This window comes from Marinoscillum sp. MHG1-6 (genome assembly GCF_024714475.1).
In the GTDB taxonomy this organism is placed as follows: Bacteria; Bacteroidota; Bacteroidia; order Cytophagales; family Cyclobacteriaceae; genus JAMZMI01.
This window is the reverse complement of record NZ_JAMZMI010000008.1, coordinates 38766-61829: the sequence shown is the minus strand read 5'-3', so window position 1 is coordinate 61829 and position 23064 is coordinate 38766. Positions and strand designations below refer to the sequence as shown.

Sequence of the window (23064 nt, the reverse complement as noted above, 5' to 3'; positions counted from 1 at the left end):
ACATGGCAGAATTAACGCTAACAGATCAATTCACAACCATATTTGAAGCAAAAACCGGGTCAAAAGAAGGACTTTCAGACTTTCAGAAAGGAAGCTTCGAGGCTTTTAACACTTTAGGCTTACCACATCGTAAGTCTGAGGCTTATAAGTATACCCAGATTGCAAGAATTCTGGAAAAGAACTTTTCAGAAGTTTCAGTTCCATTAGAAACGAGCTGGGATATTGCTGAAATTAAGGAGCGCTTCTATCCTGTTAATGAAGCTAATCATCTTGTTTTCATAAACGGAGTATGGAAGTCAGACCTTTCTGAAATAAAGAGTGATGCCAATCATCTCCAAATCAGTGTAATTTCTGAAAGTGAGCTTGACCTATTGGGAAAGGTATCGAACTCTTCAAGGGACCCTTTTGCGCAGTTGAACGGCGCTCAGTTTTCAGGAGGATTGTTTTTCAAAGCTGCACGAAACAGTGACAACATTCCGACATTCATATATCATTTCCTTGATGCTGAAAATACATCGATTAGCTTTCCAAGGATTCTGATAGACGCAGAGACGGGAAGTCAAACAAGGGTTTATGAAAAGACCTTTGTGAACGGTGATGCTGCTGCACTGGTTATCGGCATGTTGGAATCAAAAGTTGAATCCAATGCTTCAGTTCGGTTTACAAAACTTCAGCAGTACCCTAAGAACGTATATGCAGTAGAAGGTATCTACGCTTCTCAAGACAAAGATTCAAGATTTCATACCAATACCTTCACCTTCGGTGGAGCGGTGATCAGAAACAATGTGGTCATTGATATTGACGGTGAAAACTGTGAAGGTCATATGAATGGCTTATACGTAATCAGTGGCAACACACAGGTTGATAACAATACTGCCGTAGACCATAAACAGCCTCACTCCTTTAGTAATGAATTATATAAAGGAGTGATCGATGAAAATGCACGAGGTGTTTTCAATGGTAAAATCTATGTGAGACCGGAAGCGCAGAAAACCAATGCTTTCCAGTCCAATAACAATATTATTTTATCTGATTCAGCTACGGTCAATACCAAACCACAATTGGAGATCTGGGCTGATGACGTGAAATGTTCTCACGGTTGTACAACAGGACAGTTGGATGAAGACGCAATCTTCTATTTGAGAGCACGAGGAATTTCTAAGGTGAGAGCCAAAGCATTGATGCTGACCGCTTTCGCAGTAGAAACGCTTGAAGAAGTGAAAGAAGAGCTGGTAAAAGACGAAATAGAAAGCATAATCCTAAACAAACTAGGTTAATGAGTATAACCACGACATTGTCAATAGATGAGATCAGAGCTCAGTTCCCTGTATTAGATCAGCAGGTGAATGGAAAACCTTTGATTTATTTTGACAATGCGGCCACCTCTCAAAAACCTAAGCAAGTGATCGATGCCCTATCCCATTATTACAACCGGGATAACAGCAACATCCATAGAGGGATACATACTTTGGCTGAAAGAGCCACAAGTGCCTACGAGGAAACACGAAAGGCTGCTCAGGCTTTTATTAATGCTCCTGAAGCTGAGGAAATTGTATTTACCAAAGGAACCACCGAAGGCATCAACCTGGTGGCGCAAGCCTATGGACGCAAGTTTCTGAAAGCAGGCGATGAGATTATTATCACTTCCATGGAACACCATAGCAACATCGTTCCATGGCAAATCCTATGTCAACAGACTGGAGCAGAGTTAAAAGTGATCCCTATCAACAACAGAGGGGAGATCATTTATGAGGAATACCTCAAATTACTTTCTGACAAGACGAAAATTGTTTCAGCGGTTTATATTTCTAACGCCTTAGGAACAATCAATCCGATTAAGGAAATCATAGCTGATGCTCACAAAGCAGGAGCCATTACGTTGGTTGATGCCGCACAGGCGGCACCACATGAAAAGGTAGATGTTAAAGACCTCAATTGTGATTTTCTTGCCTTGTCAGCACATAAAATGTATGGCCCAACAGGTGTTGGGATACTTTACGGGAAACGTCTGTTGCTTGAAAAAATGGATGCCTATCAGGGAGGTGGTGAAATGATCAGCGAAGTGACTTTTGCGAAGACTACCTTTAATGATATCCCCTACAAGTTTGAAGCGGGCACTCCGAATATTGGTGATGTGGTCGCATTTAAGGCTGCCATGGATTTCATGAGCCAGATTGGACATCAATTTCTTCATGACCATGAACAGCGACTGCTCGATGAGGGAACAAAGTTATTAAGTGAAATAGACGGTTTTGAGCCGATTGGTACGGCGGAAAGTAAGGCAAGTGTTATTTCTTTCAACGTGGAAAACATTCATCCTTTCGATTTGGGGATGTGGCTTGATGCAAAAGGTATCGCAGTAAGAACTGGTCACCACTGTACTCAACCTTTAATGGATATTTTCCAGATTGAGGGAACGGTAAGAGCCTCTTTTGCTGTTTACAACACCGTAGATGAAGTGGCTTATTTTGCCCAGGCTTTAAAAGAAATAGTAAGTAAGTTTCGCAAATGAGCGACATCAAAGAAATACAGGACGAGATCATAGAAGAATTTTCCATGCTGGATGGTGATATGGAAATGACCATCAACTATATCATGGAATTAGGCGAGCAACTTCCGGAAATGGAAGCTTCGAAGCGGACAGATGAAAATATTGTGAAAGGCTGTCAATCAAAAGTTTGGCTTATGGCCGGACTGGAGAATGATAAGGTGCAATTTGAAGCTGATTCTAACACGGCTATCACCAAAGGACTTGTTAGCCTGCTGGTGAGGGTGCTATCAGGTCAAACTCCTGAGGTGATCCTTAACAATGACGTCTATTTTCCGGAAAAAATTGGAATGAATAGATTCATAGGCACCCAAAGATCTAATGGATTTGCAGCCATGATCAAACAGATGAAGTTGGATGCGCTGGCTTTAAGTACAAAAACCAATGCATGATGGAAGAGACAAAGACAAACGATACTCTAGAATTAAAGGAAAAAATCGTAACCGAAATCAAAACGGTTTATGACCCGGAAATCCCAGTGGACGTTTTTGAACTGGGGTTGATCTACGAAATCAATATTTTCCCAGTCAATAATGTGCATGTATTGATGACTTTAACCTCACCAGCCTGCCCATCGGCAGAAAGTATTCCTGGGGAGATAGAGTTGGCAATCAAAGCTATCCCCGAAGTAAATGACGTAACGGTTGAGGTAACGTTTGATCCGCCTTACACGACAGATATGATGTCTGAATCAGCCAAGCTTGAGCTGGGATTCATGTAATAATATAGACTAAGAACAGAAAACAATAAATTAAAAAGAAATGTATCCAGAAGAATTAGTAGCACCAATGAGAACTCAGCTTACAGAAGTGGGTTTTGAGGAGTTCAAAACTGCTGACGCTGTAGAAAATCATCTAAAAGATCATAAAGGAACTACCCTGATTGTTATCAATTCAGTTTGTGGCTGTGCTGCAGGAACTTGCCGTCCGGGCGTTCTCGCTTCCCTTAACTTATCTAATAAAAAACCTGATCATTTGGCAACGGTATTTGCCGGTGTGGATATGGAAGCTACTGCAAAAGCACGTGAGTACACATTACCGTTCCCTCCATCTTCTCCATCAATTGCATTGTTCAAAGATGGTGAGTTGGTACACTTTGTAGAAAGACATCACATTGAAGGAAGGTCCGCGGAAATGATTGCAAATCATTTAGTTGAAGTATATAGCGAGTTCTGCTAATACCCATTGTTAATCAGTTAAGATAAATAGGGAGCCCTGATCATATGATCGGGGCTTTTTTTTACCATTTATTAGGGAACGCTAAAATCCGCATAATGAATCGCTATTGTGGATTGGTGATTCTAAAAAATCCCTTCCGACTATATCATGAAATTTTATAAATAATATCGCAACCTCAATGATTTGAAGCAAAAGCACCCTTTTTAACAAATCAACTTTGGTATTTTACCGACTATCACAAATTTAATAACCTTGACCCCTCTTCCTCGTATGAGTCATGTGCATACCAGAGAGTTAAAAATTCCACTAACTCTAATTACATGATATTCGAATACCTCAAAACTACTCTCCGTAGTTTGGCGAAAAACAAATTGATCAGCTTTATCAACATTATTGGTTTAGCGATCAGCCTGTCTGCCTTTATTTTCATTTTTAAGTATGTCTCTCGCGAATTAAGCTATGATGCAACACACCCTGATCATGAAAGGCTCTACAGGCTCGCGGAGATCATAGAAAGTGAGAATTACCTTGAAAACTCCTCCAGTTGCCCCTATCCTACCGGACCGGCGTTAATGAATGACTATCCGGATATCATCGAGAACCAGGTAAGGTTTTTCAACTTCCAATCACCTATTGTGACATTGGAGTTAGCAGACAAGCGAAAGTTCAATCAACAGCATGTCTATTTTGTAGACACAAGTGTGTTCTCTATGATGGATTTTGAAATGATCAGAGGAAATGAAGGAACCGCGCTGGATAACCCTTTCACTGCCGTCATTTCTGAAAAACTGGCAAAAAAGTATTTTGGTGATGCTGACCCTATTGGTCAAAAGATAACACATGAAGGTTTTCAGCAAAGCGACTTCGAGGTGACCGGAATCTACCGACAAGGAGGCACCTCCCACATTTATACCGAGATGTTACTGTCTATGGAAACCGTGGAAAGTAACCTTCAATTTATTCGAACGCAATGGGTGTGGAACCCTGTATGGACCTACGTCAAACTCAGTCCCAAGGTAGATCTGGCGGATCTTGAAAACAACAAGTTTCCACCCTTTGTGAAGAAATACTACGATGAGCGATCCAGGGACCTTACCAGTCATTATCTGATCCCAATCGAAGATGTACATCTCAAATCGCATCTGGAGTTTGAAATGGCTGCCAATAGCGATATCAAATACGTGTACATCTTTATATCATGCGCCATCTTCTTGATCATCATCGCCATTGTCAATTTTGTCAATCTTTCTACCTCCTTTTCATTACTCAGAGCAAAAGAAATAGGAGTACGTAAAGTTGCCGGTGCAACCAAGTCCCAATTGATCGTGCAGTTTCTGTCCGAATCAGTCATTATATCGTTCATTTCTTTCATACTAGCGCTAATTATCTGCTACATCTCGATATCCTTCCTCAAGGACCTGATCAACCTGACTGTGGCAGATATATTTGAACTGAAAAACGTAGTACTTCAGCTCGTTATAGTGCTGGCCATTGGATTGATATCCGGGGTCTACCCCGCTTTCTTTATTTCATCCTTTGACCCTCTACTGGTTTTTAAGGGGAAATTCTTCTCCAATGCCAAGGGACAGCTACTTCGCAAAGGGCTTGTGGTCAGTCAGTTCTCTATTGCCATAGTGTTGATTATTTTCACTTTTATCACCTATCAACAATTAATGCTCCTCAATAACAAGGATTACGGATATCACTCAAAAAACATCGTGTTACTTAATGCTGTAGGCGCCAACCTCAACCAAAGACTGGACGCTTTTAAGGGGGCGCTGATGGCCAATTCAACCGTGGAGGATGTCACAATCATGAGTGATATCCTGGGAACAAACAACAACAATCATGATTTTCACCATGATGGCATGGCTCCGGAAGAAACCAACTTCTATCCTGCCCTACTTATCGATGAGCGATTCGTAAAAACCATGGGACTAGACGTTATAGCCGGAAGAGATTTTAATGACACTTTCGACAATGAGGATAGCTTGTCAGTGATCATCAACATGTCAATGGTTAAAACACTTGGATACTCGAACCCCGATGATGCACTTGGCAAGAGATTGCAATCAAATAATGGTAATGAAAGAGTTATTGGAGTGGTTAAGGACTTTAACTACAAGTCATTTCATTCGGAAATTGGCCCATTTGTTCTGGATATTGGAAGAAGAGGCCCTAATGGTGGCTTCTTTTTCAGAACTGTTGCGATCAGGGTAAATGAGGTAAACAATCAATCCCTGGCTCATATTCAAAAGGTTTGGGAAGAATTTGTCACGCATAAACCCTTTAGCTACAAGGTGCTGGATACTGAATTGAAAGCGATGTATAAAAGCGAAAATAACCTGGGTCAAATACTGGGCATCTTTGCCATACTCACGGTAATCATTGCCTGTCTTGGATTGTTTGCGCTGGCAACTTTCATAGCACAGCAAAAAACGAAGGAAATCGGAATCAGAAAGGTACTGGGTGCCAATACCATTGGTTTATTTATAGTTGGCTATAAGGAACAATTCATTTTGATCCTGGTGTCCCTGGCTGTTGCCACACCGGTAGCTTATTACATCGTCCAAAACTGGCTATCAGATTTTGCTTACAGAATTGAGGTGGGTGTATTTCCATTTTTAGGAGCAGGCATTCTAGCGATATTAATTTCCTCGATCACCGTCCTCTCAAACTTTTATAAAACCATCACTGCGGACCCCGCCAATGTACTCAGAGATGAGTAAAGCACACTTCTCACACGAATCAAACAAAAAACCCTGACGAAATTCGTCAGGGTTTTTTCTTATCTTTTTAAACGTTCTTAAGCCAATTGAGCCTCAATTTTTTGACTCAATACAGTCTTAGGAACCGCTCCTATTTGCTTATCCACTACTTCTCCGTTTTTAAACACCAATAATGTAGGGATTGATCTAATTCCAAATTTTGCTGAAACCTCAGGGTTTACATCAACATCCACTTTTCCTATCACCGCTTTGCCATCATAGTCTGAGGCCAACTCTTCAACTAGTGGACCGATCATTTTACAAGGACCACACCATTCAGCCCAAAAGTCTACCAATACGGGTTGATCTGTATCCAATACCTCGTTGAAATTCTGATCGGTTATTTCTACTGGTTTAGCCATTTTAATTCTCTTTAAGTTTTCTTTTAATATTCAGAAGCAGAACGCAAAGATATCCCTTAAAGTTTTTCTGGGTTTTAACTTTTTTAAAGTTTGTTAGCTTTCGGACATATAAAGTAAGAATCATGACTAAAATGGAACAAATCCCTTAGTAACTCAATCAGTTAGCCTCGTCTTGACAATTGCCCCAGTATAAGGTTAAGGTTAAAACCAATCATTGGCCTGTAATTACTTAGATCAATGAATAGACTTACGGCAACTGGCACATATGGTGTCCCGGGTGGTACAAATACCCCAAAGGGACCAAAGGGAATTGTTGACCCTATAATCATGGAGAGTTTTGGGCTAAAAAAATCAACCTCCTCGTACATATCCGATGAAAATAAACCGCCGGAATTACCTTGATATTCTCCTCGCCTCACACCATACATTACCCCTGGACCAAACAAGAAGAACGGTTTAATTCTCTCATTGGCATCTTCCATAGATCCGAATAAATAGGAACCTGATATATAGAATTCCTCAGGAGCCGGCCCAAATAGGCTTGCTTCGCGATAAAAATTAACTTCTACAGATCTTAGCTTATTCCCTCGTAGAGAATTATAGGATAAATTAATCTTAGCTCCCTTAACCTCTTCAATAGCCGCAAAACCACCCGCTCCTAGCTCGACCCACCAGGTTTTATAATTAATGGAATCCTGAGTAAATCCTACGGCTGGGATGAGTATATGCCAAAACAGGATGGCTAAACAACATAACCTCAACCTCTTCACAATTTAGGTCGGTTGGTAGTATTAAAGCCAAAAGTCAATCCGACAGTTGTTCCATCCTTTCTGGGCAATACATACACATTAAATGGTATGTTTAAATACCCCGACTTAAAAGTCTTCCCAACGGCTATAATTAAACCCAAAGAAGTATGTAAAGTCCCACGGCTATCAATTCTTCGCACAACCTCAGTATTACTCGGCACCGTAATAACATCCTCCGTACGATACCATCTATCCCCTACATAAAAACCGTCTTCCACCCTGGTGACCCTTAAATTTGGCCCCAGACCAAATTCCATACCTGACTTACTGAACCTAAAACCATTGATGAAAGAGACCGAGGGTATCAACTTTCCTGATTCCAATCCATTGACTGCGGTGATAATTTCAACCAAAGCCTGAAACTGACCTGAGCTTAAGTATTGCTTTTCAAACTGGTATCCGAACATGGACGTAACCGGAAACATATCAAAACCTCCCTCCAGTCTTGAAGCCCTTAAGCGGGCTCCATTGTCTCCGGCCATATACACAGCTCCCATTCGAGGGCCATTGAGACTCATCGTGGTTTTCATCGTGGTCACCGGTAAATCGTAATTGATCAATAAATCAACCAAGTGCTGATCATTAGGTATTTCCAAAAGGTCCTTAACGGAAATCATGGCCATGGTTTGTATCTCACTCTGGACATCCTGATATTCCATAACACTTGATTTCTCTACGGCCTCAGCTTTTACATCTATCAACCGCAAAATGAAGACGATCTTATCTCCATATCGCTCTACAGCCCCGGTAAGCATCTTGTCCGTACCTAAAATCCTACCTGCACTGAGCACAGACTTCTTACCAAAATAATTGGTGCCCGGGTTAGGTTCTTTGGAAATCGCATCCTGAACATCATACTTATCCAATACCTCATACTGATCGATCTTCTCTAATTCCAGACGAACCAGGTTGGCCATGGATTCATCATCTAACTCGATGTCTTTCGTATCAATACTAATAATTGCGATAGAAGGTCTGGTTTGAGCCAGCAGAAACAATTGCAAAACCAACAGGGCTACCAAAAACAGGAAAACCCTTAGCGAAGTGTCTTTTAATAATACTTTCATCGTTCAAATCCTTTAGTGCATATGGTCAATTTGATCAGAATTCAAGGGTTTTTGAAACGGATTATCGGAGCGAGGTGCTGATGATCAAAGGATTTTCAAAAATGCAGATGCAAAAACCGTCTGTGCACTTGCAATAATCAATACAAAAAAAGACTCTAGGTCATGATTTGCATCCAGCCGTAAAAACAGGGCTATTCAGTATCAAATTTTGCAAATTTTAGTATTTCATGATCTAACAGGATTTAATTCAAACACAACTCCATGATATTCATTGAAGGTATTGATGGCTGAAAAAGCTTAGAAATGATGGATAAAAGCGCTATTTTGTATCTAAGTTAGTCTGAATTTCCACCGTCATGGCCTCCAACCTACACATCCAGACTTCATTTTTGAATCTTGTTAAAGACAAAATTGATCCTGCGATCTCATTTGTTGATGAGTTGGCCGAACTTTTGAATGTCAGTAAAGACAGTGCCTACAGACGGCTAAGAGGCGAAACGCTGCTCTCATTTGAAGAAATTAGCCTTATTTCAGATAAATATAAGGTCTCCGTCGATGGGTTTCTGAATCCCAGATCGAATGAATCGGTCATTTTCAACACACAAAATATTACACCAGCAACCAGTTATTTGCCCTATCTCTCCTCTATACATGATCATCTGGCGTTGGTAAATAGGTTCGAAAATAAATGCTTCACCTATATAGCAAAGGATATCCTTCCTATGCACTACTATCAGTTTCCTACCTTATCATGGTTCAAATCTTTCTTTTGGCAGAAAACCATCCTCAATAGTGAGAAAATGACGGGACTCCCATTTGACCCTACGCATATCGACGAGGAAATCAGCGGCAAGTGCCAGACCATTTGGAATGAGTTTATGACCATCCCATCCATTGAATTTTGGAGTGATGAAACAATCAATATTACTTTAAGACAAATTGAGTACTACTTCGATATTGATCTCATCAAGCAGGAAGATGCACTGGTGATTGTTGACGAGTTGGCTCAAATGGTGGCTCTCTTGAGGGAGGAAGCGCGAATGGGTAAGAAAATGCATATAAACGCACCTAATTCAGGACATCATAACACTTTCAATCTCTATTACAACGAAATCGCCATTGGTGATAACACCATGCTTTTTCAGATGGATAATCAACGTATCTGCTTTTTAACTTATAACACGCTCAGTGTTTTGAGTACCTCAGACGTGCGTTTCTGTGAGAACATTCAAAATCACATCGATAACATCACACAAAAATCAACACTAATCAGTCAGGGAGCTGAAAAGTCCCGCAACCGATTCTTTAATCGGATGGATGCCAAAGTCCAGGCGCTTGAAGCCAAAATCAAAAATGGGAATGGATTGAGTTGATGCAAGACCTTAAGCCAACAGCACTCTGTACCTGATATCCTCCATCCTATCCAATTCCTTCAACAACTCATCAGAAAGTTCTACGGACACTTTCCTACTCAGCATTTCCAGGCTGATTACACGATCTTCGAATTGTGCTGCCACATTGAGCTTTAGCACATTGCTTCCTGGATATTTCTGCCCGAACCCTTCAATGTCTTCAATCAGCATCTGATTGACATCTGAAAGCCTCATTTGAAGCTCAATGCCCTTGGTCATTTTCTCCCTGATCTCGTCAAGTGGCTCAATGTGATTGATTTTCAATTCCAGTTCCTCACTCTTCCACCTATTCTGCACCGAACCCTTGATGTATAAAAACCAGCCGGTTTCCAGGAAAGGTTTGAAGGTGATATAGTCCTGTGAAAACAAGAAAAAAGAATGCGAATCATTAAAGTCTTCAAGAGTAAATTGTCCAAACGGCTTTCCGGTTTTGGTCATTCGATGCTGCACACTACTCACAACACCACCGAGTCTAATATCCCCTCTACCTTTCAAGGCGTCAAGGTCTTTAAGGTCAGAGAGTGTAGCATTCGTAAGGTTGTTGATCTCAAATTTGAATTGATCCAATGGGTGACCTGAGATATACAGCCCCACCATTTCCTTTTCAATATTCAGCTCCTCGATCTTACCATACGGCTCTATGCGACCTACTCTCGGACGTACCGTAACATCTGTCGAGTCACCACCTCCCCCGAAGAGTGATGCCTGCGCACTGTCCTCCTCCTGCTGCATTTTATTGGCATACTTGATCGCCTTTTCGATCAGTGACTGCCCATCCTCATCAGGATCGACATACTGCCTACGGTGAAACTCTTCAAAACAGTCAAATCCACCTGCTTTTGCCAGGCTTTCAAAAGACTTCTTGTTCACAGAACGTAGATTCACTCTCGAAGCAAAATCGAAAATATCATTGAATGGCCCATTCTCGTCTCGTTCTTCGATGATCGCCAATACGGCAGATTCACCTGTCCCTTTGATGGCTCCCAGACCAAAGCGGATCTCTCCTTCAGCATTCACCTCAAAGTTGAGTCCAGATTCATTCACGTGGGGACCCAATACCGGAATACCCTGACTCTTACACTCCTCCATGAAGAAACTGACCTTCTCAATGTTATTCTGGTTGTGCGTCAATACAGAAGCCATGTATTCCGCAGGATAATTGGCTTTCAGGTAGCCTGTCTGGTAGGCCACTACAGAATAACAGGTACTGTGCGACTTATTGAAGGCGTAGGCTGCAAATGCTTCCCAGTCCTTCCAGATCTTTTCAAGCTTATCTTTGGGATGACCCTTTTCCATGGCCTGGTTGACGAACTTCGGCTTGAGCTCTTCCAGCAACTTGAAGATCTTCTTACCCATAGCCTTACGCAACACGTCGGCCTCACCTTTGGTAAAGCCTGCCAGACTTTGCGACAGTAACATCACCTGCTCCTGATAGACCGTAATACCATAGGTTTCTGCCAGGTATTCTTCCATTTCCGGAAGGTCATATACGATTTCCGCACGTCCATGCTTACGGTTAATAAAGTCAGGAATGTACTCCATGGGACCGGGACGATAGAGGGCGTTCATAGCAATCAAATCCTCCAGCTTATCCGGTTTCAGGGACCTCAGGTGCTTCTGCATACCTGGCGATTCAAACTGGAAAGTACCGTTTGTTTCACCTTTCTGGTATAGCTCGTAAGTTTTTGGATCGTCGAGTGGAATCTCATCGATATCGATTTCGATCCCGTGACGCTTCTTCACATTCTCAATAGCTGTTTTGATAATGGAAAGAGTTTTTAAACCCAAAAAGTCCATCTTCAACATACCGGCAGACTCCACCACACTGTTGTCGAACTGCGTTACCAACATGTCCGAATCCTTGGATCGTGCCAGCGGAACAAACTTGGTCAGGTCATCCGGCGTGATGATTACCCCGCAAGCGTGGACACCAGTATTTCGTAGCGATCCTTCCAAAACCACCGCCTGATTCAATACCTGGGAAGACAGGTCCTTACCGCGACGCATCGCCTCCAGTTCGGGTACTTCTCCCCAGATCTTGGAAAACTTGGCTCCTGGTTTCTCCGGCACAAGCTTGGCGATCGCATCAGTTTCCGGTAGCGACAGCTCCATCACGCGACCAGCATCACGAATCGCTGACTTTGGCGCCATGGTACCGTAAGTGATGATCTGAGAGACCTGTGTGGCCCCATATTTTTTCACCACGTAGTCGATCACACGCTCGCGACCTTCATTGTCAAAGTCAATATCAATATCGGGAAGGGATACCCTGTCCGGGTTAAGAAAACGCTCAAAAAGGAGATCGTATGCGATCGGGTCAACGTTGGTAATACCGATACAATAGGCCACCGCAGAACCTGCCGCGGACCCCCTACCCGGCCCAACTGAAACGCCCATCTCGCGTGCTTTGGAGGTAAAGTCCTGAACGATGAGGAAGTAACCCGGATAACCCGTGTTTTCAATTGTGGCTAGCTCAAAATCCAGACGCTCGCGAATTTCATCCGTAATTTCATCATACCGCTTCTTGGCTCCTTCGTAGGTCAGATGACGCAAAAACGCATTTTCACCACGCTTGCCCCCATCTTTCTCATCTTCAGGGTCAATGAACTCCTCCGGAATATCAAACTTGGGAAGTAGCACATCCCTTTCGAGCTTGTACTCCTCCACCTTGTCAATCAGCTCAGAAATATTCTCAATGGCCTCAGGAAGATCGGTGAATGCCTTCTTCATCTCATCCTGAGTCTTGAAGTAGTACTCATCGTTTTTCAATCCGGGACGAAACCCTCTCCCCCTTCCGATCGGTGTACTTTGTTTCTCGTTTTCCTTGATACAAAGCAAGACGTCGTGAGCCTTGCTTTCATGTCTATCAAGATAAAATAACTCATTGGCCGCAACCATCTTCACCCCAAACTGCTTCGCCATGCCTATAAGCACATCGTTGAGGTGCTTTTCTTCATCCAGCTGGTGACGGTTGATCTCAAAGTAGAAATCATCAGCAAACACCTCCAACCACCATTGCAGTGCTTCTTCAGCCTGAGTTTCACCCACATTTAGGATCAGATTCGGAATCTCTCCATAGAGTCCTCCACTCAAAGCAATAACGCCCTCGGAATATTGTTTGATCAGGTCCTTGTCAATACGAGGATAGAGTCCGTACAATCCTTCGATATAACCCAGAGATGAAAGCTTGATGAGGTTTTCGTACCCCTTTTTGTTTTTGGCGATCAATACCTGCTGAAATCTTCTATCCGGACTGTCTTTCGTAAACTGTAGTTTCTTACGCTCCTCTGCCACAAAAAACTCACATCCTACAATCGGTTTGATACCTGATTTGAGCGCTGCACGCACAAACTTGAACGCACCGAACATATTCCCCAGATCGGTAATAGCAACCGCAGGCATTTCGCAATCTTTCGCCTTCGCCACAATGGACTCCACATTTGGCGTTGCCTGTAGGACCGAGCACTGGGAGTGAACATGCAAATGCACAAAGGGTCCTTTGATATCCTCAACGTCAACCTTTTTGACTGTCGCATCATCATCGGACTTTTTCCTGATCCATGCAAAGTTGGCCTCCGAGAGGTCGGGCTCTTCGTAGACGATTGACGCAGGATTCGTATCATCCCACGTTTTGATCACCTTACGCTTCAGACATTCAAAGAAAGCCTTGGATGTTGCATCTACATCGTATGCCGCATCGTGCGCATCTTCAAAGGGATGACCAAAGAGCTTCTCATAAAGCTCCACGAGTTTTGGCATCTTCTTACGACCATTGCCCATTCTTATATCGCAATAGTCGATGGTCGCCAGCCCCGTATCTATATTTTCACAACCTTCCAGGATGTTTTCCTGCTCCGTACGCAGGTATTCTGCCCCGATGATCTTGTTGTCAAACTCCACATTGTGCCCCACCAACACCTTGGCCCGGTTCACATCTTCGGTGAATTTCGCCAGTACTTCCTTCAGGTCCTCTCCGACCTCAAGAGCACGGTCTGTGGATATTCCGTGAACTTTTTCTGCGTTGAAAGGAATGGTAAAGCCATCCGGACGCACGATATGATTACCCTGAGAGAGTAACTTCCCCTGCCCATCATGTAGCTGCCACGCCAGCTGAACCAGCCTCGGCCAGTTGTCAAAATCGGTTAAAGGAGCATTTTTATCGCGCGGAAGACCGGTGGTCTCCGTATCAAAAATGAGATACATGCAGTGGTGGTTTGGTTATGGATCCTGATAGCTTTCAGGATAAAGAACAAAATAAAAAAATCCCGGTTCAATCCCGGTTACTTCACCGGACTTATTTTGGTCTTGTGGAAAAGTTTTAGGAGAGAATAGCTTTCCCTCTGCTCCGTATGACATACCCGCTCTTCGCGCAGCGTTGCTGCATGCTACGATCGGGTCTAGGTGGCTTCAGTAGTCACTTCGAGCCATGGCAGTAATAAACATCATTTAAAAACAATCCGCCGGCTTTCAGCCACCCCCTTTCCTAAAGGGGGATTTGAACCTCCGCCTATATTGATGTTATTCCCCAACATACATGAGCAACTGATTGGGGTAGACAACTCCAGCAATGCAAGCAAATTCAGTTACCCCACCAAATACGCCTTCGCCTCTTCTTCGGTATCAAAGGGCTTGAGCTTCCCGCCTAGAATTCGATTGTAGATCAACAGCAGTGCTTTTTTTCCTCCGGTAACTCCAACGATGGCTCCCTTGAAAGGAATATGCTTGGTCTCCTCTCCCATCTGACGGATCACCTTATTGAAATTCTGTGTGGCATAGGCCTCAGAAATATTCACAAGTCTAAGGTGTGGCCTCCCTTCCTTGATGAGCCATTGTCTCAGGTCAGAAGCAATGGCAATCATTTCATTTTCTTTTTGATTGCGGTAATCCACGTAGGCTATTTCCTTTCCTTTAAAGTTGATGAGTTGAAATCCCGGCATATGTTAATTTATTAGGCTGGCCTAAAATAAAACATGTCATTCAATTTCAAAAGCAACTACAATTTTTCGGAGATAAAGTGAATTAGTTCCTCCCTTTTCAAAGGCTTCATAAAGTATTCTTCTATCAGCCCTGAATCAATGGCCCGGTCAATTGTCTCTGTCCGCATATATCCTGATAAAATGACCATCGGCAATTCCGGCTTAACTTTTTTCGCTTCGGCAATAAACTCAAGGCCATTCATTAATGGCATATTCATATCACTAACAATCAGGCGAATATCATCACTAGCGTCCATCATTTGCAAGGCTTCAGGGCCAGAGCTTGCAACGATCACATCATAGTGGTTTTTATAAGTCAGTTTAAATAACTCAAGGTTGAATACTTCATCATCAACATACAATATTCTAGGCAATCTTTCAGTCATTTGTTATTCAAATAAGATATAGGCAATGTTATCTTGACTTCAGTTCCTTTGTTTTTTTCTGAGCTGTATTCTATTTCTCCTTTATGTTCTACAATTATTTTATACACGATAGATAATCCAAGACCAACTCCCTTTCCGGGGCCTTTCGTAGTAAAAAACGGATCAAATATTTGATTTAGTTCTTCTTTACTCATCCCCGAACCATTATCCCTCACTTTAACCACTAATCGATGATCTACAATATTTGTACTAATGGTTATTTTTCCATTCTCCTCAATAGCATGTAGTGCATTCATAATAATATTGATGAAAACCTGATGCAGATTTTCATCATTTCCCATTAGCGTAAACTGCTCCTCAGTAAAATGCGTTTCGACTTCACATTTATACTTCAACTCATGGTTGAGTAAGAGCAGGGCGTTGCTAATGACATTATGAATATCACATTTCCGAAATTCCTGCGAATCTTTCCTACTAAAGGTATTTAAACTCTTAACAATAGCAGATGCCCTGTTAACTCCCAATTTAATATGATCTAATACCCTATTGAGCGTATATGAACTTATCTTCTCATCAGCCAGAATCGTTTCAATGGAATACAACCCTGTTTGTATAAAATTGAGAGGATTGTTTATTTCATGAGCTACACCAGCAGTAAGAATACCAAGGGAAGCCATCTTTTCTGACTGAACTAATTGCAGCTGGGTTTGCTGTAGTTTATCTTTTTGTTCCTGAAGTTTTTTATTTTGTATCTGAAGTTTTTCAGCCTGCCCCTCAATTTCTTTTTTCCGCTCCTCCAGTTCAAGGGTTCTTTCCTGCACCAGGGTTTTCAGCATTTTTCTCTGCCTTTTTATACGCTCAAACCGAACATAGTAATAGCCCACCATTCCTGCAAAAAAGATAAAGATTACTCCTACCCTGAAAATACCAGTCTGCCAAAAGGCTGGCTCAACGATAATCTTTAGGGTTGCTGGTTGATCATTCCAAACTCCATCATTATTAGAAACTTTCACCTTAAATACATATTCCCCCGGATCAAGGTTAGTGTAAGTTGCATTCATTTTATTATCTACATAATTCCATTCCTTTTCAAAGTTTTCCAGGATATAAGCATAATCGTTGTTCTGAGGATTGGTATAATTGATTCCTGCAAACTCTATTGAAAAAACTGTATGTTTTGAGGTTAATCTCACCGATTTGGCAACGCTTATGTGTTCATTAAGGATCAAATCTGAAGAACCTGGAACTACTGACTTGTTAAAAACTTTAAAATCTGTAAAATATATAGGGGGAATAAAATCATTAGCTCTTAAACTATCTGGAAGGAAAGAATTGAAACCATTGTACCCACCAAAAAAAAATTCCCCGCTTCGGGACTTTTCAGCTGAAAGCTCATAAAACAAGTTTCCCTGCAGGCCATCCTGCTTGTAATAATTATTTATCTCCTGCGTTTTCGGATCCAACTGGCTGAGTCCGTTATTGGTGGATACCCATAAACTTCCAGAATTGTCTTCAAGAATGGCATGTATGGTGTTATCGGCTAAACCATTGCTTACGTCATAGTTATTAAGAATGGTACCGTCCATGTCAAATTCATAGAGTCCCCTGCTGACACTACCAGCCCAAAGCGAGCCATCACGACCTCTATAAAAGGCCCGAATATCATCATCAGGAAAATGATAAACCCGAAATTTCTCTGTGTTCGGATTATACAGATTAACCCCATTGCTTGTAGAAACCCAAATATTATGGTCATTATCCTCCTTAATAAGCCAAACCAAATTGTGGCTTAGTGAACCTGGAATATTGGTATCAGACCTAAACCGTTTGATAACTCCCCTTTCAGTATCAAATAAATCGATTCCGCCAAAAAATGAAGTCATCCACATCAAATTATTGTGATCTATGGTGAAATTCCAAATTGCATTTGACGAAATGTCTGAGGCATTCGGTCCCGGATAATACCTATCAAACTTCATAGTCTTAGGATTATATCTGTTGAGCCCAGCATCCCATGTACCAATCCAAAAGTTATGATCTTTATCCTCTGCTATACAGCGAATAACATTTCCGCTTAAACTATTCGGATCATTCGGATCATGATGCAAATTATCAAATTTTCCAGTTTCTGGATCATAAATATCCACTCCGCCACCATCTGTACCAACCCAAACCCGTCCCTCTGAATCTTCATACAACCAGGAAATAATATTTCGAAGCTTATCAAATGCAAGATTCGAGATATGATTGACGGTTCTAAACTTGTTTTGCTTTGGATTGCTGTAATTTATTCCTCCTCTGGTTGTTCCCACCCAAAGAATATTTTCCCTGTCAATGTAAATATATCGAACACCCAGGCTATTCAAGCCCTGAACATTGCAATCCTGACATAGAAAATTTTCAAAAGTCTCATTTTGCTTGTTAAAGCTACTGATACCTCCCTGATCAGCTCCAATCAAGATGTGATCAGCATCTATCTGGATTAATCCAGTTAGCACTTTAGATTGACTTCCGTCAAGGCCGATCAACTTTCCATAATGCTTAAATTTCTTATTTGAAGTGTCAAACGAGTAAAAGCCATCTTCAAACGATACCACCCAAATTTTATCTTTCTCATCCACTAGTAGCGTTTTCCAGCCATGATTACTAAGACCGTCCGTCGAATCATTATAATACTTATATTCTTTTGTCCTTGGGTCAAATGAATAGATACCTCGACCAAAGTTTAATACCCAAAACACCCCTTTTGAGTCTCTTCCAGCGGAAACCAAACTGTTACGATTTGGATAATTTGGAATCACTCCATCCGGTATAGAATATTGTTCAAATTTTTGCTCCTCGGGAATCCATTTACATAATCCCCCTCCTGCACCTAGTACTATCCAAAGATTTCCTTCCTTATCTTCCAAAATATCGTAAACCCAGTTCCCAGCTATGCTCGTACTGTCACCAGGAATGTTTTGATAAACTAAAAAGGAATCCTTTTCGGGAACATAGAGATTTAACCCGTTGAATGTACCGATCCAAACATTATTATTTTTATCTTCAAAAACGCAGGAAACACTGCCACCGCTAAGCGTTCCGGGTTTGTTGTACTCAGGTTGATAAACCTTCGTTTGGTAACCATTGAATTTGTTTACCCCCTGGTCCGCTGTGCCAATCCAAACGTAGTCTTTGCTATCACGATAAATGAATGATATATAATTATCCGAAAGTCCGTCATCAGCGGTTAGATAGTTGAAAGAAAGATACTTTTCCTGGGCAAATAATGACTTTTGGACTCCACAAGAAAGGACTGCTGCGATTAATAAATAATTGAAAATTTCTTTAGTCATTGTTATCCGGTATAAAAATCCCTTAAAAAGAAGACTCCAATTCAACTAAAAATTATGAATAAACTAATTGTTTATAACTATAGAAATAGACAAAACTGACAAATGATACATAATATACCTAACAAATTATCAGGCTTGTAAGCGATAGCGGTTGAGGAATATGAGAAAAATATCTACTTTCTCCCATTCAACTTCTTATCTCGCCTTGTTTTAAGCTACAATCCAACAATGGCCGGATTTATCACCTCGACACAAGGAGAGCTCTTTCTACATTTTAATGATTCTATTAGATATCGATAGAAGACTATTCCTTTGTCAGAGTGACAAAAAAAACGAATGAGGACTTATTGCTAAGTTTTGAGACAACTTATTGGTCGAGTTTATTGAGAGCAGCTGTCTTCCTGAAATTTCTATTTACTTTCAATATGTTTAAACCCACCTTAATTCTGGCTATAAACCATTCAATGTTTTGTTCCTCCCAAAAACGCTCCTTAAGAAGTATTTCCAAATTATATAAATCTATATTCGGCCTATATCGAAATAGAGCCACAATGAATTTGTCACACCTTTCGATATCATAAGGATGAAAGCTTTCGGGATAAGCATCCAAAAAGTCCTCCAGGAATTTACTTGCCACCTGACCACCTATAACATCTTCTAATTCCATTACCGATTCTTTAACATTATAGTACTACATACGTAAACGTTGCATTTAGATTGAAAATGCATCTAATTACGGAATTGTTCCAGAAAAATCAGGGGCAACCGATGTTAAGACCTTACCTCCTCTCCACCTATTTTGGTGTTGTTCACCAACATGCATGATAAACTAAAATGATCCCCCGGCTTTCAGCCACCCCTTTCCTCAAGGGGGATTTGAGGCTATCACTAAACAAAACCTCATCAACTTATTGAATTCCTTTCCCCAATGCTGGCGGTGTTCAAAGACCTACATGGCAGACTGATTGCTTGAGATAACTCTAATAATGGAAGAATAGAACCCCCATATGCAAGGGGCATTTACCTCCTCCGGTTCTGCTTTTTGTTTCCTCGTGTTTTCGGCTTTTTGTGCTTCTTCACCTTACGCTTGTAGGAACCACCAAGGTTGACCTTCGTGTTTTTAAGCTTCTTCTCATGAAAGGCTTCTCCTGCCTCGGCATCCTTCTTGAGATTCTTGCCGCTGCTGAGCTCTTTATCTTTTTTCTTTGGTCGCTCCTCTGGTAACAGCCTTGAGTCAATCTCCACTTCCTGAGGAAACTCCTGCACCCGTATCTCCTGGTTCATCAGCACCTCGATGTCCAGCTTCAAACTTTCCTCCTTCTCGGTATAGAAAAGGATTGAGTGACCCAGCTCCTCGGCACGACCCGTTCGGCCAATTCTATGCATGTAGTTCTCAGGGTAATTCGGCACGTCCATATTGACCACATGACTCACCTTTGTCAGATCCATGCCTCGGGCGATCACATCTGTTGCCACAAGAATGCGGTTTCGGCCATCCTCAAACTGGGTGATGGAGCGCTCCCGGTAATTTTGGCTTTTGTTTGAGTGAATAATACAGCTCTCTGAACTGAAGAATGGCTCTAGCTCCTCAAAGAGCTTATCTGCATTTTTTTTACTGGACACAAAGACCAGCACCTTCTCAAAGGTCTTCTTATCCCTAAGCAAGTGAATCAGCAGGTTCACCTTGGTATAAAAATTCTTTACAGGATAGCTGGTCTGCTCTATATTCTCCAATGGTGTTCCTGAAACCGCTATGGAAATCCGCTCCGGTGCTACGAAGAAGTCATCAATCATAGCATCCACATCCTCTGTCATCGTCGCAGAGAACATGATGTTTTGTCTTTTGTGAGGTAGCAACTCAATGATATTGGTCAGCTGAAAACGAAAGCCGAGATCCAGCATTACATCTACTTCATCGATCACCAGCTTTTTCACATCACGCAGCATAATGGCCTTCGCCAGGACCAGGTCATACAGCCTACCCGGAGTAGCCACGAGAATGTCCATTCCTTCAGCTACAGCAATTTTCTGGGTATTGATATTTCCTCCACCGTACACGCCCATTACCCGATGGTTCATGTACGCAAAGAGTTTTTCTGTTTCTTCCACCACCTGCAGTACCAACTCCCTGGTGGGCACCAGTATCAAAACTCTTGGATTGACCTGATTGGAAAACTTAAGCTCCTTAATAATTGGCAGCAAATAGGCGAATGTTTTACCTGTACCCGTCTGGGCGATACCGACCACATCTTTACCTGAAAGTATCACAGGAAAGGCCTGCTCCTGGATTGGGGTTGGACTGGTAAAGCCCAAATCCTCAATGGCATTGGTAAGTGGTTTAGATAACTTGAGGTCGTCAAAAGTGGCCATAACAAATACTGATCAGCCGCAAAAGTAGATCGGTTATGTTTGGTTTGTCCTGAAATCGAAAGATTTAATGTGGATTCTTACCCTTCTGCCTCATCAATCTGGCCTCTGTGCTTGATTTGAAGACCCATTAGGAAGTTTCTCAAAAACTGGTCTTTACACTCACGATATTGGCTTTGCCCCGGCTTACGAAAGATGGCGCTTAATTCGTGTTTGCTTATTTGAAAACGAGCGATATCGAAGATCTCCAGCATATCCTGATCTTTCATGTTCAGGGCAATCCTGATCTTGCGAAGAATAATATTGTTGTTCAGGCTTTTTTCAGGTTTCGGGTCTTCCCCTTCTCTTTTTCCACGATTCTTTACGATCAGGCCATTTAGAAAAGCAGCAAGATCTTTATCCACCAACGTTTTATGAGCAGAATCCTCCTCGGATTTCAGCCAGTCGCTTATGGCTGTTCGATCCGTTTCTAACCCTCCCAACGAAAACAGCTCCTTCATTTTGGAATCTCCAAAATCGAAGGTGAAACGGATACGGCGAAGGATGTCATTGTTCTTCATAGCAACTATTCAATTCTGCGAAGCTAACACTTCGTTCCGATATGCCTTAATATCGTTATTGACCTATGAAGCACATCGAACCGGTTAACCACCAAACAAATGCGGATTTATTTATCATATATCATATGAAAGATCAATAATGAGAATGCTACAGAAATAAGAACTTTATGAAAAGCGGTATCCTTGATTTTGGCCGAAGCCACAGCAAGTGGTATCCCCGCGATCCTAAATAAATTCTCTCCTTTATCATGTTCCTCAAAAAAATACGATAAGCCAATTTGAACGATTAGCAGACTGGCGAAAAGTGAGAAAATCAACGTTTTATTAGAGAAAAAATGATTGGAGTAGCTCACAACACCGGGTTTAGGAAACAGTAATACGCAAATGAGATAGATTAGAAATGGGACGATTAGAAACACTAAAAAATGAAGCAAGCTATTCGTAATCAGCTCATTTCTACTCCATGAACCCCACCAAATATCTATCAGGAAAATAAAGGAAAACAGGGACCATAAAAACTGTGTCCAGGAGAAAGCGTGCTCTTTCATTCTAAACATTCCTGCCCACCCTTCGAGAAAAATTGTAATAATGAATCCATAAATAACCGAAATAAAAATGATCAGGTGTTCTGTTTTGGAATAATCACCATCAGCAGCAGATTCAGGAAAAAAGCCCATGAACTCGCTCCAAATGTATAATCCTATCAGGCTCAGCGATCCAAATTGCAAATGAAGATGAACTATATCCCTGGTTGTCATGAGCGCTACAATACAAATGGCGATACCTCCAATTCGGAAAATCAATGTTTCATTGTGAATGGTAAACAACATATCATAAAAGAAAAAAAGCAGTATTATGATATAGTTTTTATTCTTCTGCTGAAAGTATATGGTTCTCAAATCAACTTTTTCGCCCGCATGTATTTCCTTTTTCAGTGGAGAGAACAGCAATGTGGCAATGAAGTAGAACATGGCGGTGTAGGGTATGACGCTCAGATATTCAATGATACTTTCGGACATCTTAGGAGCCCTTCCAAATAAGTTCCACCAATGGATTAACATGAACAGGAAAATTACCAACGAAAAGAGGGCATAGATTGAGTCCTGTTTAATGTGCTGGCGAAAGCGAGTTACCTGTCCCCATCCATCTAAAAAAAGCGATGCAACAAAACCAAATATGATCGACTGAAAAGTAATCAGGTATTCGACTTTGGAAAAACCAAATATTTGATTCAGATCATCCATATCTACTGAAATTACTGATTTTCAGCGATAGAATAAAGCATCAAGCACCTCC

The 23064-nt window shown here is 41.6% G+C and carries 18 protein-coding genes; 7 read left to right on the top strand and 11 right to left on the bottom strand.

All coding sequences use genetic code 11. The features are described from left to right. Positions 1-2: 2 nt before the first annotated feature. The 6 genes from sufD to NXR94_RS15310 all read left to right on the top strand — a co-directional run bounded on the left by sufD (position 3) and on the right by NXR94_RS15310 (position 6455). Positions 3-1277, top strand: coding sequence for a Fe-S cluster assembly protein SufD (gene sufD / locus NXR94_RS15335; protein ID WP_258105544.1), 1275 nt, complete (start codon positions 3-5; stop codon positions 1275-1277). Continuing rightward, positions 1277-2512: a cysteine desulfurase gene (locus tag NXR94_RS15330; RefSeq protein ID WP_308706279.1), complete on the top strand. Its 1236-nt coding sequence runs from the start codon at positions 1277-1279 to the stop codon at positions 2510-2512. The genes sufD and NXR94_RS15330 overlap by 1 nt, the downstream gene beginning before the upstream one ends. Beyond that, positions 2509-2940: a SufE family protein gene (locus NXR94_RS15325; RefSeq protein ID WP_258105543.1), complete on the top strand. Its 432-nt coding sequence runs from the start codon at positions 2509-2511 to the stop codon at positions 2938-2940. The genes NXR94_RS15330 and NXR94_RS15325 overlap by 4 nt, the downstream gene beginning before the upstream one ends. After that, positions 2937-3269, top strand: coding sequence for an iron-sulfur cluster assembly protein (locus NXR94_RS15320; RefSeq protein ID WP_258105542.1), 333 nt, complete (start codon positions 2937-2939; stop codon positions 3267-3269). The genes NXR94_RS15325 and NXR94_RS15320 overlap by 4 nt, the downstream gene beginning before the upstream one ends. A 40-nt stretch (positions 3270-3309) precedes the next feature. After that, positions 3310-3726 (top strand): BrxA/BrxB family bacilliredoxin, encoded by a 417-nt coding sequence (locus NXR94_RS15315; RefSeq protein WP_258105541.1) that lies wholly within the window; start codon positions 3310-3312, stop codon positions 3724-3726. 320 nt (positions 3727-4046) lie between these two features. After that, complete coding sequence (locus tag NXR94_RS15310) at positions 4047-6455, top strand: ABC transporter permease (RefSeq protein WP_258105540.1); 2409 nt, start codon at positions 4047-4049, stop codon at positions 6453-6455. Positions 6456-6532: 77 nt separating this feature from the next. Here the strand turns inward: NXR94_RS15310 and trxA are convergent, their stop codons facing one another. From trxA to NXR94_RS15295, 3 genes are all read right to left on the bottom strand, one after another. Then, entirely contained in the window at positions 6533-6856 is a 324-nt protein-coding gene (gene trxA / locus NXR94_RS15305; RefSeq protein WP_258105539.1) for a thioredoxin, read from the bottom strand. Between the two features lie 161 nt (positions 6857-7017). After that, the gene (locus NXR94_RS15300; protein WP_258105538.1) at positions 7018-7626 is read right to left on the bottom strand and encodes a hypothetical protein; all 609 of its coding nucleotides are present in this window, start codon (positions 7624-7626) and stop codon (positions 7018-7020) included. Next, positions 7623-8732, bottom strand: coding sequence for a hypothetical protein (locus tag NXR94_RS15295; RefSeq protein ID WP_258105537.1), 1110 nt, complete (start codon positions 8730-8732; stop codon positions 7623-7625). Before NXR94_RS15295 ends, NXR94_RS15300 begins: the two co-directional genes overlap by 4 nt. A gap of 356 nt (positions 8733-9088) precedes the next feature. Between NXR94_RS15295 and NXR94_RS15290 the strand changes: the two genes are divergently transcribed. Beyond that, a complete protein-coding gene (locus tag NXR94_RS15290; RefSeq protein ID WP_258105536.1) occupies positions 9089-10105 on the top strand; it encodes a helix-turn-helix transcriptional regulator in 1017 nt (338 codons plus the stop codon). Between the two features lie 9 nt (positions 10106-10114). Here the strand turns inward: NXR94_RS15290 and dnaE are convergent, their stop codons facing one another. The 8 genes from dnaE to NXR94_RS15250 all read right to left on the bottom strand — a co-directional run bounded on the left by dnaE (position 10115) and on the right by NXR94_RS15250 (position 23012). Further along, complete coding sequence (dnaE, locus tag NXR94_RS15285; protein WP_258105535.1) at positions 10115-14347, bottom strand: DNA polymerase III subunit alpha; 4233 nt, start codon at positions 14345-14347, stop codon at positions 10115-10117. 380 nt (positions 14348-14727) lie between these two features. Continuing rightward, positions 14728-15081 (bottom strand): hypothetical protein, encoded by a 354-nt coding sequence (locus NXR94_RS15280; protein WP_258105534.1) that lies wholly within the window; start codon positions 15079-15081, stop codon positions 14728-14730. A gap of 56 nt (positions 15082-15137) precedes the next feature. Beyond that, positions 15138-15506, bottom strand: a complete 369-nt coding sequence (locus NXR94_RS15275) for a response regulator (protein ID WP_258105533.1) — start codon at positions 15504-15506, stop codon at positions 15138-15140. Then, complete coding sequence (locus NXR94_RS15270; protein WP_258105532.1) at positions 15503-18841, bottom strand: sensor histidine kinase; 3339 nt, start codon at positions 18839-18841, stop codon at positions 15503-15505. Before NXR94_RS15270 ends, NXR94_RS15275 begins: the two co-directional genes overlap by 4 nt. A 367-nt stretch (positions 18842-19208) precedes the next feature. Next, the gene (locus tag NXR94_RS15265; protein WP_258105531.1) at positions 19209-19508 is read right to left on the bottom strand and encodes a hypothetical protein; all 300 of its coding nucleotides are present in this window, start codon (positions 19506-19508) and stop codon (positions 19209-19211) included. A gap of 353 nt (positions 19509-19861) precedes the next feature. Then, positions 19862-21211, bottom strand: a complete 1350-nt coding sequence (locus tag NXR94_RS15260) for a DEAD/DEAH box helicase (protein ID WP_258105530.1) — start codon at positions 21209-21211, stop codon at positions 19862-19864. Between the two features lie 77 nt (positions 21212-21288). Beyond that, positions 21289-21768, bottom strand: coding sequence for a DUF1456 family protein (locus NXR94_RS15255; RefSeq protein WP_258105529.1), 480 nt, complete (start codon positions 21766-21768; stop codon positions 21289-21291). Positions 21769-21875: 107 nt separating this feature from the next. Then, positions 21876-23012 (bottom strand): hypothetical protein, encoded by a 1137-nt coding sequence (locus tag NXR94_RS15250; protein ID WP_258105528.1) that lies wholly within the window; start codon positions 23010-23012, stop codon positions 21876-21878. Between the last annotated feature and the right edge of the window lie 52 nt (positions 23013-23064).

What these genes read in the sequence shown, in the direction of transcription:
- sufD (WP_258105544.1), top strand. Translation starts at nt 3, where the DNA reads ATGGCAGAATTAACGCTAACAGATCAATTCACAACCATATTTGAAGCA.
- NXR94_RS15330 (WP_308706279.1), top strand. Translation starts at nt 1,277, where the DNA reads ATGAGTATAACCACGACATTGTCAATAGATGAGATCAGAGCTCAGTTC.
- NXR94_RS15325 (WP_258105543.1), top strand. Translation starts at nt 2,509, where the DNA reads ATGAGCGACATCAAAGAAATACAGGACGAGATCATAGAAGAATTTTCC.
- NXR94_RS15320 (WP_258105542.1), top strand. Translation starts at nt 2,937, where the DNA reads ATGATGGAAGAGACAAAGACAAACGATACTCTAGAATTAAAGGAAAAA.
- NXR94_RS15315 (WP_258105541.1), top strand. Translation starts at nt 3,310, where the DNA reads ATGTATCCAGAAGAATTAGTAGCACCAATGAGAACTCAGCTTACAGAA.
- NXR94_RS15310 (WP_258105540.1), top strand. Translation starts at nt 4,047, where the DNA reads ATGATATTCGAATACCTCAAAACTACTCTCCGTAGTTTGGCGAAAAAC.
- trxA (WP_258105539.1), bottom strand. Translation starts at nt 6,856, where the DNA reads ATGGCTAAACCAGTAGAAATAACCGATCAGAATTTCAACGAGGTATTG.
- NXR94_RS15295 (WP_258105537.1), bottom strand. Translation starts at nt 8,732, where the DNA reads ATGAAAGTATTATTAAAAGACACTTCGCTAAGGGTTTTCCTGTTTTTG.
- NXR94_RS15290 (WP_258105536.1), top strand. Translation starts at nt 9,089, where the DNA reads ATGGCCTCCAACCTACACATCCAGACTTCATTTTTGAATCTTGTTAAA.
- dnaE (WP_258105535.1), bottom strand. Translation starts at nt 14,347, where the DNA reads ATGTATCTCATTTTTGATACGGAGACCACCGGTCTTCCGCGCGATAAA.
- NXR94_RS15280 (WP_258105534.1), bottom strand. Translation starts at nt 15,081, where the DNA reads ATGCCGGGATTTCAACTCATCAACTTTAAAGGAAAGGAAATAGCCTAC.
- NXR94_RS15275 (WP_258105533.1), bottom strand. Translation starts at nt 15,506, where the DNA reads ATGACTGAAAGATTGCCTAGAATATTGTATGTTGATGATGAAGTATTC.
- NXR94_RS15270 (WP_258105532.1), bottom strand. Translation starts at nt 18,841, where the DNA reads ATGACTAAAGAAATTTTCAATTATTTATTAATCGCAGCAGTCCTTTCT.
- NXR94_RS15265 (WP_258105531.1), bottom strand. Translation starts at nt 19,508, where the DNA reads ATGGAATTAGAAGATGTTATAGGTGGTCAGGTGGCAAGTAAATTCCTG.
- NXR94_RS15260 (WP_258105530.1), bottom strand. Translation starts at nt 21,211, where the DNA reads ATGGCCACTTTTGACGACCTCAAGTTATCTAAACCACTTACCAATGCC.
- NXR94_RS15255 (WP_258105529.1), bottom strand. Translation starts at nt 21,768, where the DNA reads ATGAAGAACAATGACATCCTTCGCCGTATCCGTTTCACCTTCGATTTT.
- NXR94_RS15250 (WP_258105528.1), bottom strand. Translation starts at nt 23,012, where the DNA reads ATGGATGATCTGAATCAAATATTTGGTTTTTCCAAAGTCGAATACCTG.